We start from the raw sequence: 1,382 nt of genomic DNA on the forward strand, positions 1-1,382 counted from the left end.
CCCGCCTCGATGCCGGCTTCTTCAAAAGCCTGCCCAAGCTGCGCATTGTCGCGCAAACCGGCAATCACGCATACCACGTCGACTTGAACGCAGCCGAAGAACACGATGTCGTCATCGGCAAGGCAACGGGCGGGTTCTGCGGCGCGGCCGGCGAATTGACATTCGGGCTGATGATGGCCGTCATGCGCCAGATTTCACAGGTGGATCATGCCATCAAGAACGGGAGCTGGCCCACGCCCATGACGCGAGTGCTGCGCGGAAAAACCCTGGGCATTGTCGGATTCGGAAATATCGGCCAGTACGTGGCCCGCATTGCCAACGCCTTCGGCATGAATGTCGTGGCCTGGGGCTCGCGACTTACATCCGAAGGAGCCGAGCAGGCAGGCGCCCGTCGCCTTGAGCTGACTGACCTTCTGCGCACGGCGGACATCATATCCATACACGCCACGCTAACCCCTCAGTCACGCGGCCTGATTGACTCGAAACGGCTGGCCTTGTGCAAGCCCTCCGCCTATCTGATCAATACGGCGCGCGGCCCCATTGTCGACGAAGCTGCATTGGTCGCGGCGCTGTCTGAAGGCAGGCTCGCCGGTGCCGGGCTCGATGTTTTCGACACAGAGCCTTTACCTGTTGATCACCCATTGCGCTCTTTGAAAAACGTCGTCACTACCTCGCACCTGGGCTGGCCGACCGACGAAATGTATGAGCAGTTTGCGAACGCTGCGGCAGACGTACTTATCGCCTATCGTGACCACACGGAGATCCCCCAGTTTTCTCTGAAGGCGGACTGGCATTAACGGTCTTACCCCATCAAAAAAGGCGGGAAGCATCGGCTTCCCGCCTTTTTTAAGTTGGCGCTTTCTTGGTCTTGGGTAGGCAGATCAGCAAAATGCCCGCCAGAATTGCAATGACGCCCAAGGTCAGCGGCAGGGTAAGCTGTTCGCCCAGCACAACGATGGAAGTAAGCAAGCCCACCACAGGTACGCCCAGCATCGCAATAGAAATCGTGGCACTGTTCATCCATCGATTGGCCGCGATCACGGCGCAAAAGCAGAACGCGGTTGCCAAAGGCCCGGTATACAGCAATACCAGCCACAGCTCCGCAGAACCATCTCCGGAATAGGGGCCAACGAACACGTACGAAAATATAAGCAAAGGCACTAGCGCTACAAGCATCTGCCAGGGTGCAAGGTGATACGCGCTGGACACCGCACGAGAATAGCGTAGATGCAAAATGCATATTGCCCAGCATATGGCTGCACCGATCAGCATCATGTTGGCGTACAGCATGTTCATGCCTTGTGCCCGCCAGTCCAGGGGGTTAAGCATGGCGACAACCCCCATCAATCCGAGCAACGCGCCTATCCATTGGCTCTTCGAGA

At 57.7% G+C, this 1,382-nt stretch carries 2 protein-coding genes; one reads left to right on the forward strand and one right to left on the reverse strand.

Going from position 1 to position 1,382, the window contains the following annotated elements:
- Window positions 1–797: NAD(P)-dependent oxidoreductase (locus DFR37_RS22710; protein WP_113935413.1), on the forward strand; the 797-nt coding region annotated here is incomplete at its 5' end.
- A 49-nt stretch (window positions 798–846) separates the two neighbouring features.
- Here DFR37_RS22710 and DFR37_RS22715 read toward each other — a convergent pair.
- A partial coding sequence (locus DFR37_RS22715; RefSeq protein WP_147251679.1) for a DMT family transporter occupies window positions 847–1,382 on the reverse strand: 536 nt, incomplete at its 5' end.

It is taken from the genome of Eoetvoesiella caeni (assembly GCF_003315175.1).
Classification (GTDB): domain Bacteria; phylum Pseudomonadota; class Gammaproteobacteria; order Burkholderiales; family Burkholderiaceae_B; genus Eoetvoesia; species Eoetvoesia caeni.